This is a genomic window from Enterobacter sp. CPE_E890 (assembly GCF_046521475.1).
Classification (GTDB): Bacteria; Pseudomonadota; Gammaproteobacteria; order Enterobacterales; family Enterobacteriaceae; genus Enterobacter; species Enterobacter adelaidei.
Window position 1 is genome coordinate 3,876,688 of the sequence record NZ_JBKFZW010000001.1, and the last position, 13,982, is coordinate 3,890,669.

17 protein-coding genes are annotated in these 13,982 nt (G+C 53.2%); 13 read left to right on the plus strand and 4 right to left on the minus strand.

Annotated features, from left to right (window positions below):
* Positions 1–4 precede the first annotated feature (4 nt).
* Together ACLHV9_RS19175 and ACLHV9_RS19180 are read left to right on the plus strand one after the other, a co-directional pair.
* Complete coding sequence (locus ACLHV9_RS19175) at positions 5–526, plus strand: rhodanese family protein (protein WP_028016788.1); 522 nt, start codon at positions 5–7, stop codon at positions 524–526.
* Positions 527–605: 79 nt separating this feature from the next.
* Positions 606–785, plus strand: a complete 180-nt coding sequence (locus ACLHV9_RS19180; protein WP_028016789.1) for a hypothetical protein — start codon at positions 606–608, stop codon at positions 783–785.
* 38 nt (positions 786–823) lie between these two features.
* On the opposite strand, the gene stpA is transcribed toward ACLHV9_RS19180, so the two are convergent.
* Positions 824–1,228, minus strand: coding sequence for a DNA-binding protein StpA (gene stpA / locus ACLHV9_RS19185; RefSeq protein ID WP_028016790.1), 405 nt, complete (start codon positions 1,226–1,228; stop codon positions 824–826).
* Between the two features lie 471 nt (positions 1,229–1,699).
* Here stpA and alaE point away from each other — a divergent pair, with 471 nt between their 5' ends.
* Positions 1,700–2,149 (plus strand): L-alanine exporter AlaE, encoded by a 450-nt coding sequence (alaE, locus tag ACLHV9_RS19190; protein WP_407220988.1) that lies wholly within the window; start codon positions 1,700–1,702, stop codon positions 2,147–2,149.
* A 32-nt stretch (positions 2,150–2,181) separates the two neighbouring features.
* Here the strand turns inward: alaE and ACLHV9_RS19195 are convergent, their stop codons facing one another.
* From ACLHV9_RS19195 to ACLHV9_RS19205, 3 genes are all read right to left on the minus strand, one after another.
* Positions 2,182–2,526, minus strand: a complete 345-nt coding sequence (locus tag ACLHV9_RS19195; RefSeq protein ID WP_006811693.1) for a DUF2002 family protein — start codon at positions 2,524–2,526, stop codon at positions 2,182–2,184.
* A gap of 103 nt (positions 2,527–2,629) precedes the next feature.
* Complete coding sequence (locus ACLHV9_RS19200; RefSeq protein WP_407220989.1) at positions 2,630–2,860, minus strand: hypothetical protein; 231 nt, start codon at positions 2,858–2,860, stop codon at positions 2,630–2,632.
* Complete coding sequence (locus tag ACLHV9_RS19205) at positions 2,842–3,822, minus strand: IS5-like element ISKpn26 family transposase (RefSeq protein WP_407220155.1); 981 nt, start codon at positions 3,820–3,822, stop codon at positions 2,842–2,844. Before ACLHV9_RS19205 ends, ACLHV9_RS19200 begins: the two co-directional genes overlap by 19 nt.
* 34 nt (positions 3,823–3,856) lie before the next feature.
* Here ACLHV9_RS19205 and ACLHV9_RS19210 point away from each other — a divergent pair, with 34 nt between their 5' ends.
* From ACLHV9_RS19210 to mprA, 10 genes are all read left to right on the plus strand, one after another.
* Complete coding sequence (locus ACLHV9_RS19210) at positions 3,857–4,213, plus strand: DUF883 domain-containing protein (RefSeq protein WP_407221192.1); 357 nt, start codon at positions 3,857–3,859, stop codon at positions 4,211–4,213.
* Between the two features lie 190 nt (positions 4,214–4,403).
* Positions 4,404–4,643 carry a glutaredoxin-like protein NrdH gene (gene nrdH, locus ACLHV9_RS19215; protein ID WP_028016793.1) on the plus strand — a complete coding sequence of 80 codons (240 nt, stop codon included), beginning with the start codon at positions 4,404–4,406 and terminating at the stop codon, positions 4,641–4,643.
* On the plus strand, positions 4,640–5,050 hold the full coding sequence (nrdI, locus tag ACLHV9_RS19220; RefSeq protein WP_028016794.1) for a class Ib ribonucleoside-diphosphate reductase assembly flavoprotein NrdI: 411 nt from the start codon (positions 4,640–4,642) through the stop codon (positions 5,048–5,050). The genes nrdH and nrdI overlap by 4 nt, the downstream gene beginning before the upstream one ends.
* Positions 5,023–7,167, plus strand: coding sequence for a class 1b ribonucleoside-diphosphate reductase subunit alpha (nrdE, locus tag ACLHV9_RS19225; protein ID WP_108091007.1), 2,145 nt, complete (start codon positions 5,023–5,025; stop codon positions 7,165–7,167). The genes nrdI and nrdE overlap by 28 nt, the downstream gene beginning before the upstream one ends.
* A gap of 9 nt (positions 7,168–7,176) precedes the next feature.
* A complete protein-coding gene (gene nrdF, locus ACLHV9_RS19230) occupies positions 7,177–8,133 on the plus strand; it encodes a class 1b ribonucleoside-diphosphate reductase subunit beta (protein WP_108091008.1) in 957 nt (318 codons plus the stop codon).
* A 330-nt stretch (positions 8,134–8,463) separates the two neighbouring features.
* On the plus strand, positions 8,464–9,666 hold the full coding sequence (gene proV / locus ACLHV9_RS19235) for a glycine betaine/L-proline ABC transporter ATP-binding protein ProV (protein WP_028016797.1): 1,203 nt from the start codon (positions 8,464–8,466) through the stop codon (positions 9,664–9,666).
* Positions 9,659–10,723, plus strand: a complete 1,065-nt coding sequence (proW, locus tag ACLHV9_RS19240) for a glycine betaine/L-proline ABC transporter permease ProW (protein WP_028016798.1) — start codon at positions 9,659–9,661, stop codon at positions 10,721–10,723. The genes proV and proW overlap by 8 nt, the downstream gene beginning before the upstream one ends.
* 9 nt (positions 10,724–10,732) lie before the next feature.
* Complete coding sequence (proX, locus tag ACLHV9_RS19245; RefSeq protein ID WP_028016799.1) at positions 10,733–11,728, plus strand: glycine betaine/L-proline ABC transporter substrate-binding protein ProX; 996 nt, start codon at positions 10,733–10,735, stop codon at positions 11,726–11,728.
* Between the two features lie 137 nt (positions 11,729–11,865).
* Positions 11,866–13,050: an MFS transporter gene (locus tag ACLHV9_RS19250; protein ID WP_028016800.1), complete on the plus strand. Its 1,185-nt coding sequence runs from the start codon at positions 11,866–11,868 to the stop codon at positions 13,048–13,050.
* A 314-nt stretch (positions 13,051–13,364) separates the two neighbouring features.
* The gene (gene mprA, locus ACLHV9_RS19255) at positions 13,365–13,895 is read left to right on the plus strand and encodes a transcriptional repressor MprA (protein ID WP_028016801.1); all 531 of its coding nucleotides are present in this window, start codon (positions 13,365–13,367) and stop codon (positions 13,893–13,895) included.
* Positions 13,896–13,982: the final 87 nt, after the last annotated feature.

Sequence of the window (13,982 nt, forward strand, 5' to 3'; positions counted from 1 at the left end):
CGCCATGTCACTTCCTCTTCTATCACCGCAGCAGGCCAAAGCGCGCGTTGCCGAAGGTGCAAAACTGATTGATATTCGTGATGCCGATGAGTATGCCCGCGAGCATATTCCGGCGGCACAGTCCATACCGCTGGACACCTTACCCGGCGGGCTTACTACACGGGCGGGTGAAACCGTGATTTTTCACTGTCAGTCCGGCGCCCGGACGTCCGGAAATGCTGACCGCCTTGCACAGGCTGCTGCCCCCGCTCAGGCATTTGTCGTCGAAGGTGGCATTCAGGGCTGGAAGCAGGCTGGACTGCTGACTGTCGAGGACAAATCGCAGCCGCTCCCGCTGATGCGTCAGGTGCAAATTGCCGCCGGGCTGTTGATTCTCTGTGGCGTGGTGCTGGGCTATAGCGTCTCAAGCAGCTTTTTCCTGCTCAGCGGTTTTGTGGGGGCCGGGCTGCTGTTCGCAGGTCTGACAGGTTTTTGCGGTATGGCACGACTGCTGAAAGTGATGCCATGGAACCGGCGTACCTCATAAGCAGTAATCCGTGAATTACACTGTACCCGGCAGCGCGCGTGGGCTAAGGTGAAGTTCACTAAAACGATGAGGAGGTAATATGTTTTCTGTCGGTGATTATGTGCAACCGCGTAAAGGCGGTCCGAAACTGAAAGTCATTGAAGTTGAGGGTGACAGCGTTGTGGCGGTACAGGCCAGCAATGAACAAGGCGAGAAATATACCCTGAAAGCCAGCGATCTGGCTCTGTATACCGAAGACGGTGATTTCGGCGTCTGCTGAACAGACAACCGGACGGAGTGATCCGTCCGGCTCACGGATTAGATCAGAAAATCATCCAGTGATTTACCGTTTGCCAGCGCACTGGCAATTGGCTTCGGCGTACGTCCCTGGCCAGTCCACGTTTTTTCTTCACCGTTCTGGTCAATAAAACGATATTTTGCTTCACGCGCTTTACGTTTTTTCGCCGTCTTTCCTGCCTGCGCCAGATCTGAACCTAACAGGTCAGTCGGTGAAATACCATCTGCTTTCATCCGTTCCAGCAGAGCGTTAATTTTTTCCTGCTGCTCAGTACGCTGCTGCTCTAATTCCGCCAGTTCACTACGTTTCTCTTCAGCAACGACCCTGACCTTTTCCAGCATTTCCTCAAGAACGTCCAGGGATAATTCACGCGCCATGGCGCGCAGAGTTCGGATATTATTAAGATTCTGTAACGTCAAAGACATATTATTTGGAAACCTTTTCTTTGGGGTAAATAGATAAATCACAGTCAGAATAATTCATTTCTGTCTAAATATCTACCCACAGGACTTTCCTGACAATAGTGTAAATATCTTTAAATATCGACAATAATAATATTCGCGCACAACCTCAACACCGACAGAAATGGTCAACGTTAAGCCAAATTACAGCATACTGTTCCAAAAAAGCCCCTCCTGGCACCATCCTTCAGACCAACAGAATCAACCATCTGATTTTTATAAAAAAATACCCCACAAAGACACAATATAACGAACCGAACAAAAAACAATCAATTTTAGAGAATTTTGTGGACAAAACGCGACTAAATAAAAATTATTCACTAGTTGTTAGTTTAAACTCAGAGATATACGCTATACACGTCAAACAAACCAACCTAAAGCACTAATCGCTGCGGGAAAATCGTTTTTATTGTGTTCTTCTCAAGGAGTTCAGACATGTTCTCACCGCAATCACGCCTTCGCCATGCGGTAGCGGATACTTTCGCGATGGTTGTCTACTGTTCTGTCGTGAACATGCTGATTGAAATATTCCTCTCCGGAATGACCTTCGAGCAGTCACTTTCTTCTCGTCTGGTAGCAATCCCGGTCAACATTATTATTGCCTGGCCTTATGGATTATACCGTGATGCGGTCATGCGCCTCGCACGCCGTATCAGCCCTGCAGGCTGGGTCAAAAACCTGGCCGACATTCTGGCGTATGTGACGTTCCAGTCCCCGGTTTACGTGGCTATTCTGCTGACAGTCGGCGCAGACTGGCACCAGATCGTCGCGGCGGTCAGTTCGAATATTGTGATTTCAATGCTGATGGGTGCGGTGTACGGCTATTTTCTCGACTACTGTCGCCGCCTGTTCAAGGTCAGCCAGTACAATCAGGCCAAAGCGTAATGTGAGGCGACTGGCGCACGCCAGTCGCTGATTTACTGTACGTCGCCAAACAGTCCTTTCAAAAACCGCTCCAGTGCCATACGTGAACTGAAGCCATGCGGAATACCATAATGTTCATGCGTCTCGCCGCCTAAATAGAGCGGAAATTGCTGATAATGATCGCAGGTTTTAATATCCGAGGCTGGCTCAGCAAATGACAAACTTCTGTCTTTCAGTGTCGGGTGAATAATGAGCGCGGTACGTCCCATTCTGGCTTCACGATTAACGTAAACATAATTCTCACCACGGCGATATCCATACGCTTTTGATGTCACCTCATCCATGGTGAATCCCTCTTTTTCAAGAACGCGCGCCACCTCATCAGGTCGTAAATACATATCTTTTCCTCGTTATCTTTTCCTGCCCGGCAACCTTACAGTATTCAGCATTAGCAGGGCTTTCAGAATATTCCATAAACTGCCGGATAACGCGTGATGCACTTCAGATATTACATTTCTGAACTAAACTAAGCGGGAACACAAAATTACGGAGGATCGTATGTTTAAGGAAGGTGCGAATAAGCAGGTCATTTCTTCCCAAGCTGACTCGCTGATTAAAATTTCGCGGATCTGGGCCGATTTTTTTCCCGCAAACACATCGAATCAGCCTATTTAGGCTATTTTTTCCACCATTTCTGGCGTTATTTCCGGTTTTTACTGAGATCTCTCCCACTGACGTATCATTTGGTCCACCCGAAACAGGTTGGCCAGGGTGAATAACATCGCCAGTTGGTTATCGTTTTTCAGCAGCCCCTTGTATCTGGCTTTCACGAAGCCGAACTGCCGCTTGATGATGCGAAACGGGTGCTCCACCCTGGCACGGATGCTGGCTTTCATGTATTCGATGTTGATGGCCGTTTTGTTCTTGCGCGGATGCTGCTTCAAGGTTTTTACCTTGCCGGGACGCTCGGCGATCAGCCAGTCCACATCCACCTCGGCCAGCTCCTCGCGCTGTGGCGCTCCCTGGTAGCCGGCATCGGCTGAGACAAATTGCTCCTCTCCATGAAGCAGATTACCCAGCTGATTGAGGTCATGCTCGTTGGCCGCGGTGGTGACCAGGCTGTGGGTCAGGCCACTCTTGGCATCGACACCAATGTGGGCCTTCATGCCAAAGTGCCACTGATTGCCTTTCTTGGTCTGATGCATCTCCGGATCGCGTTGCTGCTCTTTGTTCTTGGTAGAGTTGGGTGCCTCAATGATGGTGGCATCCACCAAAGTGCCTTGGGTCATCATGACGCCTGCTTCGGCCAGCCAGCGATTGATGGTCTTGAACAATTGACGGGCCAGTTGATGCTGCTCGAGCAGGTGGCGGAAATTCATGATGGTGGTGCGATCCGGCAGGGCGCTATCCAGGGATAATCGGGCAAACAGGCGCATGGAGGCGATTTCGTACAGGGCATCTTCCATGGCACCGTCGCTCAGGTTGTACCAATGCTGCATGCAGTGAATACGCAGCATGGTCTCCAGCGGATAGGGCCGTCGGCCATTGCCCGCCTTGGGATAAAACGGCTCGATGACAGCGGTCATATTCTGCCATGGCAGAATCTGCTCCATGCGGGAGAGGAAAATCTCTTTTCGGGTCTGACGGCGCTTAGTGCTGAATTCACTATCGGCGAAGGTGAGTTGATGGCTCATGATGTCCCTCTGGGATGCGCTCCGGATGAATATGATGATCTCATATCAGGAACTTGTTCGCACCTTCCTTAACAGAACGAACCGAAACGATATTAACGACGACGCTCAGGATATTCGTAATGATGTCAGCCAATTAGCTGACTCACTGGAAGAGGTATTGAAATCCTGGGGAACTGACGCGAAGGACGAAGCGGATGCCGCAAAACGTAAGGCTCAGTCTCTGCTCCGTGAAACCCGCGCGCGGATGAACGGCCGTTCACGTACGACTCAGGCAGCCTGTGATGCCGTCAGCTGTGCAAGTACCTTTGTTCGCGAAAGACCGCTCTGTACGCTGGGCACAGTAGCCGCCGTCGGTATCTTTGTGGGTGCCCTGCTTAACTTGCGTAAGTAACCCGCCTGAAAAACCCGCACAGCCCACCCTGCCCCGTTGTGCTCATCATCGGGGCAAAATCAATCTAAATTTCCCATATCTTGTATGGTTGAAACTTAGGACAACTACATCTAGTATCTCCTTTAGCAAGACACACAAATCTGACGCGTACATACGCGCCGTGCTCTCATTTTAAATGGAAATACGAATCATGAGCATTATTATTTACACACGTAACGATTGCGTTCAGTGCCATGCGACTAAACGTGCGATGGAAAGCCGCGGGGTGGCATTTGAGATGGTGAATATCGACCAGCAGCCAGAAGCAGCCGATATCCTGCGCGCGCAGGGTTTTCGCCAGCTTCCGGTAGTGGTTGCCGGGGAAACCAGCTGGTCAGGTTTCCGTCCGGATATGATCAACCGCCTCGCCGCTCAGGCCGCCAGGGCATGAGCGGACTTGTTTTCTTCTCCAGCAGCTCTGAAAACACGCTCCGCTTTATCGAGCGCCTCGGGCTGCCTGCGACCCGCATTCCGCTGAACGAGCGAGAGCGGATCCAGGTAGAGGAACCTTACATACTGGTGGTGCCCAGCTATGGCGGCGGCGGTACGGCGGGGGCGGTTCCCCGCCAGGTGATCCGCTTTCTTAACGATCCCCATAACCGACAGCGTATTCGCGGCGTGATCGCGGCGGGTAATCGCAATTTCGGTGACGCCTTTGGTCGCGCCGGGGATGTTATCTCTCAAAAATGCGGCGTGCCGTATCTCTATCGTTTCGAACTGATGGGGACACAGCAGGACGTAGAGAACGTGCGTAAAGGAGTGAAGGAATTTTGGCAACGACAACCGCAGAACGGGTAATTCAGGCAACACCGGATTACCACGCATTAAACGCGATGCTTAACCTCTATGACCGCGAGGGGCACATCCAGTTTGGCAAAGACCACGAGGCAGTGGACGCCTTTTTCACCGCCCATGTCCGCCCCAATAGCGTAACGTTTGAAAGCCAGAATGCGCGGCTCGACTATCTGGTCAATGAAGGCTATTACGAAGAACGCATCCTCACCCGTTATGATCGCGCCTTCGTGGTGAGGTTGTTCGAACGCGCGCACGCCAGCGGTTATCGTTTCCAGACCTTCCTCGGCGCGTGGAAGTATTACACCAGCTACACGCTGAAAACGTTCGACGGTAAACGCTACCTCGAAAGTTTTGAAGACCGCGTGGTGATGGTGGCGCTGACGCTGGCCCAGGGTGATGAAGCACTGGCTGAACGGCTGATGGCGGAGCTCCTCTCCGGCCGCTTCCAGCCCGCCACACCGACCTTCCTTAACTGTGGCAAAGCCCAGCGCGGCGAGCTGGTTTCCTGCTTCCTGCTGCGTATCGAAGACAATATGGAGTCGATTGGTCGCGCGGTGAATTCAGCGCTGCAACTTTCCAAACGCGGTGGCGGCGTGGCGTTTTTGCTCTCTAACCTGCGTGAAGCCGGAGCGCCAATTAAGCGCATCGAAAACCAGTCTTCCGGCGTGATCCCGGTGATGAAAATGCTGGAAGATGCCTTCTCCTATGCCAATCAGCTCGGCGCACGCCAGGGCGCAGGCGCGGTGTATCTGCACGCGCATCATCCGGATATTCTGCGTTTTCTCGACACCAAACGCGAAAACGCCGATGAAAAAATCCGCATCAAAACGCTGTCGCTCGGCGTGGTGATCCCGGATATCACCTTTGCCCTCGCAAAAGAGAATGTCGACATGGCGCTGTTCTCCCCTTACGATATCGAGCGTATCTATGGGAAAGCGTTCGGGGATGTCGCTATCAGTGCGCTGTACGACGACCTGGTAGCCGACGAGCGCATTCGTAAAACCTACATCAACGCCCGCGATTTCTTCCAGACGCTTGCCGAAATTCAGTTTGAGTCCGGCTATCCATACATCATGTATGAAGATACGGTGAATCGCGCCAACCCGATTGCCGGCCGCATTAACATGAGCAACCTGTGCTCGGAGATTTTGCAGGTCAACAGCGCGTCGACCTATGATGAAAACCTGGACTACGCGGACATCGGCAAAGATATCTCCTGCAACCTCGGGTCGCTGAATATTGCCCACACCATGGATTCCCCGGATTTTGGCCGCACGGTTGAAACCGCCATTCGCGGCCTGACGGCGGTGTCAGACATGAGCCACATCCGCAGCGTGCCTTCTGTTGAAGCGGGAAATACCGCGTCGCACGCCATTGGTCTCGGGCAGATGAACCTGCACGGTTACCTGGCACGGGAAGGCATCGCCTACGGCAGCCCGGAAGGGCTGGATTTCACCAACCTCTATTTTTACACCATCACCTGGCATGCGCTGCATACCTCAATGATGCTGGCGCGCGAGCGCAACCAGCGCTTCGCCGGTTTTGAACAGTCGCGCTACGCCAGTGGCGAATATTTTAGCCAGTATCTGGAAGGCGACTGGCAGCCAAAAACCGGGAAAGTACGCCAGCTGTTTGCTCGTTCCGGTATAACCCTGCCCACGCGCGCGATGTGGCAACAGCTGCGTGATGACGTAATGCGGTACGGCATCTACAACCAGAACCTGCAGGCGGTGCCACCGACCGGCTCGATCTCTTACATCAACCATGCCACGTCGAGTATTCATCCGATTGTGTCGAAAATAGAGATCCGCAAGGAAGGCAAAACCGGGCGCGTTTATTACCCTGCTCCGTTTATGACCAACGACAATCTGGCGCTGTATCAGGATGCCTATGAAATCGGGCCGGAAAAGATTATCGACACCTACGCCGAGGCAACAAAACACGTGGATCAGGGACTGTCGCTGACGCTCTTCTTCCCGGATACCGCCACCACCCGCGATATCAACAGGGCGCAGATTTATGCCTGGAAGAAAGGCATCAAGACGCTGTACTACATTCGCCTGCGTCAGCTTGCGCTGGAAGGCACCGAAATCGAAGGCTGCGTATCCTGCGCGCTGTAAGGAGAAAGGATGAAACTATCACGCGTGAGTGCCGTTAACTGGAATAAAATTCAGGACGATAAAGATCTGGAGGTGTGGAACCGGCTCACCAGCAACTTCTGGCTGCCGGAAAAGGTGCCGCTCTCCAACGATATCCCGGCCTGGCAAACGCTGAACCACGCCGAACAACAGCTGACAATCCGCGTCTTTACCGGACTCACGTTGCTGGACACCATCCAGAACACCGTGGGTGCGCCTGCCATGATGACCGACGCGCTGACGCCACATGAAGAGGCGGTGATGTCAAACATCAGCTTTATGGAGGCGGTGCATGCTCGCTCCTACAGTTCGATTTTCTCCACACTGTGCCAGACCAAAGACGTGGATGCGGCGTATGCCTGGAGCGAAGAGAGCGAGTCATTACAGCGCAAGGCGAATCTGGTGTTGGCGCATTATCAGGCTGATGAGCCGCTGAAGAAGATCGCCAGTGTGTTTCTGGAATCTTTTCTTTTCTATTCCGGCTTCTGGCTGCCGATGTACTGGTCCAGCCGGGGCAAATTGACCAACACTGCTGATTTGATTCGCCTGATCATTCGCGATGAGGCGGTGCATGGGTATTACATTGGCTATAAGTATCAGAAAGGACTGGAGAAAGTCAGCGAGCAAAAGCGCGAGGAACTCAAAGGCTTCGCGCTCGATTTACTGATGGATTTGTACGATAACGAGCTGAGCTATACCGAGGAACTGTATGCCGGAACCGGCTGGGAGGAAGACGTGAAGGCGTTCCTCTGCTACAACGCCAACAAAGCGCTGATGAATCTCGGTTACGACGCGTTATTCCCACCAGAGATGGCGGAAGTGAACCCGGCGATCCTGGCGGCGCTGTCACCCAACGCTGACGAGAACCACGATTTCTTTTCCGGATCGGGCTCCTCGTATGTAATGGGTAAAGCAGTAGAGACAGAAGATGAGGACTGGGATTTTTAATCACCACTAACGTTCGTTAATTTAATATAAATAGATATTTTTCTCGTCACTATTTGCATAGCAACTACACTGTAATGTCCATGCCATATTCGCCTGAATTGCTCCATTTCAGGCGAAATTCCCCGATACCGCAACAAAAAATTGAGAAAAATTCAAATCACGCTCAGCCCTTTGCTCATGGGAAATTCAGCCGTTTCGCTTATGGCAAAATTCATGCCATAAGCAAACCCAGGGTTGTCTCAGATTCTCAGTATGTTAGGGTTATGCCCGTTAACAATTTACCATGGTAATCATATCGGCATAAACAAATAACAGGACACTCTCTATTGCATGGCAATTAAATTAGAAGTGAAAAATCTTTATAAAGTATTTGGCGAGCACCCGCAGCGCGCATTCAAATATATTGAGAAAGGCCTTACGAAAGAGCAAATTCTGGAAAAAACCGGGCTATCGCTTGGCGTTAAAGACGCCAGTCTGGCCATTGAAGAAGGCGAGATTTTTGTCATCATGGGATTATCCGGTTCGGGTAAATCCACTATGGTTCGCCTTCTCAATCGCCTGATTGAACCCACCCGCGGACAGGTACTGATTGACGGCGTGGATATCGCCAGAATATCAGACGCCGAGCTTCGCGAGGTGCGCAGAAAGAAGATTGCAATGGTGTTCCAGTCATTCGCGCTGATGCCGCACATGACGGTGCTGGATAATACCGCTTTCGGCATGGAATTAGCCGGCACGCCGGCTCAGGAACGCCAGGAAAAAGCCCTTGATGCACTGCGTCAGGTAGGGCTGGAAAATTATGCTCATGCCTACCCGGATGAACTCTCCGGCGGTATGCGTCAGCGTGTGGGATTAGCCCGTGCATTAGCCATTAATCCAGACATATTATTAATGGATGAAGCCTTCTCAGCGCTAGATCCTTTAATTCGCACCGAGATGCAGGATGAGCTGGTAAAATTACAGGCCAAACATCAGCGTACGATTGTCTTTATTTCCCACGATCTCGATGAAGCGATGCGTATTGGCGATCGTATTGCCATTATGCAAAATGGCGAAGTCGTACAGGTCGGCACGCCGGATGAAATTCTTAATAATCCGGCGAATGATTATGTGCGAACCTTCTTCCGCGGCGTGGATATTAGCCAGGTCTTTAGCGCCAAAGATATTGCCCGCCGTACACCGAACGGCATTATCCGTAAAACGCCTGGATTTGGCCCACGCTCCGCACTGAAGCTGTTGCAGGATGAAGACCGGGAATACGGTTATCTGGTTGAACGCGGCAATAAATTTGTCGGCGTGGTTTCCATCGACTCCCTGAAAACCGCCCTGAGCGAAAACCAGGGAATTGATGCGGCGGTAATCGACACTCCGCTTGCCGTCGATGCCGAAACGCCGCTCAGTGAGTTGCTCTCTCACGTGGGTCAGGCGCCGTGCGCCGTACCCGTCGTCAGTGAAGAACACCAGTACGTCGGTATCATCTCAAAACGCATGTTGCTGCAGGCTTTAGATCGCGAGGGGGCAAACAATGGCTGATCAATCAAACCCGTGGGGCACCACTGAGGCCGCAGACAGCGCGGCACAATCTGCCGATGCGTGGGGTTCCACGCCAGCACCTGCCGATGGCGGCGGCGCGGCAGACTGGCTCAATAGCGCACCGGCACCGGCGCCAGAGCACTTCAACATCATGGACCCGTTCCACAAGACGCTAATCCCGCTGGACAGCTGGGTGACGGAAGGGATCGACTGGGTAGTCACCCATTTCCGTCCGGTATTCCAGGGGATCCGCGTCCCGGTAGATTACATTCTCAACGGCTTCCAGCAGCTGATGCTGGGTATGCCCGCGCCGGTGGCGATTGTGCTGTTTTCCCTGATCGCCTGGCAGTTTGGTAGTGCTGGTATGGGGATCGCCACGCTGATCTCGTTGATTGCGATTGGAGCCATTGGCGCGTGGTCGCAGGCGATGATCACCCTGGCACTGGTGCTGACCGCCCTGCTCTTCTGCATTGTCATCGGTTTGCCGATGGGGATCTGGCTGGCACGCAGCCCGCGGGCGGCGAAGATCATTCGTCCATTGCTGGATGCGATGCAGACGACACCTGCATTCGTCTACCTGGTGCCTATCGTGATGCTGTTCGGCATCGGTAACGTGCCGGGCGTGGTGGTGACGATTATCTTCGCTCTGCCGCCGATTATTCGTCTGACCATTCTGGGGATTAATCAGGTCCCTGCCGACCTTATCGAAGCGTCACGCTCTTTCGGCGCCAGTCCGCGCCAGATGCTGTTTAAGGTTCAGCTTCCGCTGGCGATGCCGACCATCATGGCAGGCGTCAACCAGACGCTGATGCTGGCTCTGTCGATGGTGGTGATCGCCTCGATGATCGCCGTTGGCGGTCTGGGGCAGATGGTTCTGCGCGGTATTGGCCGTCTCGATATGGGGCTGGCGACCGTCGGCGGTGTCGGGATTGTGATCCTCGCCATTATTCTTGACCGCCTGACTCAGGCTGTCGGTCGTGATTCACGCAGTCGCGGCAACCGTCGCTGGTATACCACCGGCCCTGTCGGGTTACTCACCCGCCCATTCATAAAATAAGGAACAACGATGCGACATAGCGTACTTTTTGCCACAGCGTTTGCCACCCTTGTCTCCACCGGCACCTATGCGGCCGACCTGCCGGGCAAAGGCATTACCGTGCAACCGGTTCAGAGCACCATTTCGGAAGAGTCCTTCCAGACCCAGATTGTAAGCCGTGCGCTGGAGAAACTGGGCTATACGGTGAATACCGCCAGCGAAGTGGATTACAACGTTGGCTACACCTCGATTGCCTCCGGCGATGCCACCTTTACCGCCGTCAACTGGCAGCCACTGCATGACGATATGTATGCCGCCGCCGGGGGTGACAAGAAATTTTACCGCGAGGGCACCTTCGTGACCGGTGCGGCACAGGGTTATCTGATCGACAAGAAAACCGCCGATAAGTACCACATCACCAATATTGAACAGCTGAAAGATCCGAAGATCGCCAAACTGTTCGACACCAACGGTGACGGCAAAGCCGACATGATGGGCTGCTCACCGGGCTGGGGTTGTGAAGCGGTCATTAACCACCAGAACAAAGCCTATGATCTGGCAAAAACGGTCGATGTGAGCCACGGTAACTACTCGGCGATGATGGCCGACACCATTGCCCGTTTCAAAGAGGGCAAACCGGTTATCTACTACACCTGGACCCCGTACTGGGTCAGCGACGTGCTGAAACCGGGTAGAGACGTGGTGTGGCTGCAGGTACCGTTCTCCTCCCTGCCGGGTGAGCAGAAAGATATCGACACTAAACTGCCGAACGGTATGAACTACGGCTTCCCGGTAAACACCATGCATATCGTCGCCAACAAAGCCTGGGCGGAGAAAAACCCGGCGGCAGCGAAGCTGTTCTCAGTGATGAAACTGCCGCTGGCCGACATCAACGCTCAGAATGCCATGATGCATGCAGGTAAATCGTCCGAGGCTGATATCAAAGGTCATGTGGACGGCTGGATAAAAGCCCACCAGCAGCAGTTCGACGGCTGGGTGAAAGAGGCGCTTGAGGCGCAGAAGTAATATTCCGAATTCCCTCTCCACCCGGAGAGGGAACCTAAACCGCACAATACAACACCCAACACTCCCCCAACTTTCACAATCATTGGGTATGATGGTTTCCGGAAAAATAATCACTCAACTAATGATTCCTGAAACCAATGACCAAAACAACGCAAGGGCTTAGCCCCGCACTCATCCTTTTAATGTCCGTGGCAACGGGTCTGGCTGTCGCCAGCAACTATTACGCACAACCTCTGCTTGATACCATCGCCCGTGCGTTCAATCTCTCCGCCAGTTCCGCAGGCTTTATCGTCACCGCTGCACAGCTCGGCTATGCCGCCGGGCTGCTGTTCCTGGTGCCGCTGGGGGATATGTTTGAGCGCAGAATGTTAATTGTCTCCATGACCCTGCTGGCCGCCGGCGGGATGCTGATCACCGCCAGCAGCCAGTCATTAACAATGATGATTATCGGCACCGCGCTCACAGGGCTGTTCTCTGTTGTGGCGCAAATTCTGGTCCCGCTCGCCGCCACTCTCGCCTCCCCCGAAAAGCGCGGCAAAGTGGTGGGCACCATCATGAGTGGCTTGCTGCTGGGGATTTTACTGGCTCGTACCGTTGCAGGGTTGCTGGCAAGCCTCGGCGGCTGGCGCACCGTTTACTGGGTGGCGAGCGTATTGATGGTCGTGATGGCGCTGGCTCTGTGGCGCGGCCTGCCGAAGGTGAAGCAGGAAAATCACCTGAACTATCCGCAGCTTCTGGCCTCCGTTTTCAGTCTGTTTACGCAGGATAAACTCCTGCGCACTCGTGCCCTGCTGGGGTGTTTCACCTTCGCCAATTTCAGTATTTTGTGGACGTCGATGGCCTTTCTGCTGGCCGCGCCACCGTTTAACTATTCTGAAGCGACGATTGGTCTGTTCGGTCTGGCTGGCGCCGCTGGTGCTCTGGGTGCGCGTCCCGCTGGCGGGCTTGCCGATAAGGGCAAATCCCATCTGACCACCTCCGCAGGGCTGATTTTACTTCTGCTCTCCTGGGCGGCGATTTGGTATGGGCACGTCTCGGTACTGGCGCTAATCGTCGGTATTCTGGTGCTCGACCTCACCGTGCAGGGCGTTCACATCACCAATCAGACCGTGATCTATCGCGTGAAGCCAGAAGCACGTAACCGCCTGACGGCCGGATACATGACCAGCTACTTTATTGGCGGCGCAGCGGGTTCATTAATTTCCGCCTCTGCGTGGCAGCATGCGGGTTGGTCAGGCGTATGTGGAATTGGGGCTATCGTCGCCGCGCTGAACCTGCTTGTATGGTGGCGCGGTTACCATCGTCAGGATGCGATTAACTAAGTTTTACATTGCGTTGGGCCTCTTAGGGTATAAAGAGGCCCTTCAGTCTGTTAATGTAAACGTAATCATTTATCCCAGAAATTTTAATGTGGGTGACATATTTACAATCGGCATGAATAGTTCAGACCCCCGTCCTCACATCCTCTCTTCAGCGGGTTCACACCCTACGCTTTCTGTGCTCACCGGGTCACGGACTTACCCGGCGCTTTCTGATGGTGACATAAGTTTGGCGGATATAACCGCACAAATAATTCATTTACATTATTTGTCACTATCGTTACTATATCGGCTGTAATTAATGAGGTTATGCCCAAATGGATAGTTCGTTTACGCCCATTGAACAAATGCTTAAATTCCGCGCCAGTCGCCATGAGGACTTCCCGTATCAGGAAATCCTGCTGACTCGCCTGTGCATGCACATGCAGGGTAAGCTACTGGAAAACCGTAATAAAATGCTGAAAGCTCAAGGGATTAACGAGACGTTGTTTATGGCGTTGATTACGCTGGAGTCTCAGGAAAACCACAGTATTCAGCCTTCCGAACTGAGCTGCGCACTGGGCTCCTCCCGTACCAATGCGACCCGTATTGCTGATGAGCTGGAAAAACGCGGCTGGATTGAGCGCCGTGAAAGCGACAACGATCGCCGCTGCCTGCATCTGCAACTGACCGATAAAGGTCACCAGTTCCTGCAAGAGGTGCTGCCACCTCAGCACAATTGCCTGCATAAACTCTGGTCTGCCCTCAGCACCACCGAGCGTGACCAGCTTGAGCACATCACTCGCAAGCTGCTTACCCGTCTGGACCAGATGGATGAAGACGGCGCTATTCTTGAGGCGCTGCGCTAACGCGACGACACGCTCGAACATCCAGATTTAAAAAAGAAAACTGACAGGCCAGCACGTCACACTGCTGGCCTTTCTGACAACAGGTCG

Coding starts and splice junctions, on each gene's coding strand:
- ACLHV9_RS19175 (WP_028016788.1), top strand. CDS start 5: ATGTCACTTCCTCTTCTATCACCGCAGCAGGCCAAAGCGCGCGTTGCC.
- ACLHV9_RS19180 (WP_028016789.1), top strand. CDS start 606: ATGTTTTCTGTCGGTGATTATGTGCAACCGCGTAAAGGCGGTCCGAAA.
- stpA (WP_028016790.1), bottom strand. CDS start 1,228: ATGTCTTTGACGTTACAGAATCTTAATAATATCCGAACTCTGCGCGCC.
- alaE (WP_407220988.1), top strand. CDS start 1,700: ATGTTCTCACCGCAATCACGCCTTCGCCATGCGGTAGCGGATACTTTC.
- ACLHV9_RS19195 (WP_006811693.1), bottom strand. CDS start 2,526: ATGTATTTACGACCTGATGAGGTGGCGCGCGTTCTTGAAAAAGAGGGA.
- ACLHV9_RS19205 (WP_407220155.1), bottom strand. CDS start 3,822: ATGAGCCATCAACTCACCTTCGCCGATAGTGAATTCAGCACTAAGCGC.
- ACLHV9_RS19210 (WP_407221192.1), top strand. CDS start 3,857: ATGATCTCATATCAGGAACTTGTTCGCACCTTCCTTAACAGAACGAAC.
- nrdH (WP_028016793.1), top strand. CDS start 4,404: ATGAGCATTATTATTTACACACGTAACGATTGCGTTCAGTGCCATGCG.
- nrdI (WP_028016794.1), top strand. CDS start 4,640: ATGAGCGGACTTGTTTTCTTCTCCAGCAGCTCTGAAAACACGCTCCGC.
- nrdF (WP_108091008.1), top strand. CDS start 7,177: ATGAAACTATCACGCGTGAGTGCCGTTAACTGGAATAAAATTCAGGAC.
- proV (WP_028016797.1), top strand. CDS start 8,464: ATGGCAATTAAATTAGAAGTGAAAAATCTTTATAAAGTATTTGGCGAG.
- proW (WP_028016798.1), top strand. CDS start 9,659: ATGGCTGATCAATCAAACCCGTGGGGCACCACTGAGGCCGCAGACAGC.
- proX (WP_028016799.1), top strand. CDS start 10,733: ATGCGACATAGCGTACTTTTTGCCACAGCGTTTGCCACCCTTGTCTCC.
- ACLHV9_RS19250 (WP_028016800.1), top strand. CDS start 11,866: ATGACCAAAACAACGCAAGGGCTTAGCCCCGCACTCATCCTTTTAATG.
- mprA (WP_028016801.1), top strand. CDS start 13,365: ATGGATAGTTCGTTTACGCCCATTGAACAAATGCTTAAATTCCGCGCC.